The sequence below is a fragment of the Burkholderia sp. AcTa6-5 genome, assembly GCF_017815075.1.
GTDB classification, from domain to species: Bacteria; Pseudomonadota; Gammaproteobacteria; order Burkholderiales; family Burkholderiaceae; genus Burkholderia; species Burkholderia sola.
Map to the genome: position 1 here is coordinate 1 of NZ_JAGIQE010000083.1, position 511 is coordinate 511.

Genomic DNA, 511 nt, shown 5'->3' on the forward strand with positions numbered 1-511 from the left:
CATCGCCTGTGATCGCCAAGGCATCCACCACATGCACTTGTTCGCTTGACCCTATAACGAGTCTGTCTCATCGACAGTCGCTACAGGTTGAGTTCTCGCGTTGTGCCGTATTCCAATTTAAGTCGAACATAGAGTTCGAATCATCTTGAGATACATCGATACAATCACAACCCGGATAGTTTTCACGTCCATCTCAAGACGCTTCCGCTATCCAAATTACTTACTTCTTCCAGATTGTTAAAGAACGACAGCCGATACGTACTACGTACCGCTCTGACTGGCTCAATCGCCAATGAGAAAAACTCGAACCAAACTTCATTCGAATGTTTGTCATTGATGATTACCGAAAGCGGCCGGCATTGTAACCGATTAAACCGCTAACAGACAGTCTTTCTGTCTTTATCAACAGCCGATAAGCGTGAGCGCTCAACTTGGCGAGAAGCTCTGGAAAGGAGGTGATCCAGCCGCACCTTCCGATACGGCTACCTTGTTACGACTTCACCCCAGTCAT

The 511-nt window shown here is 47.2% G+C and carries 1 rRNA gene; it reads right to left on the minus strand.

Annotated elements, in window-relative coordinates:
* Positions 1 to 448: 448 nt before the first annotated feature.
* Positions 449 to 511: ribosomal RNA gene (locus J8I33_RS34305) — 16S ribosomal RNA — on the minus strand; the annotation flags it as partial.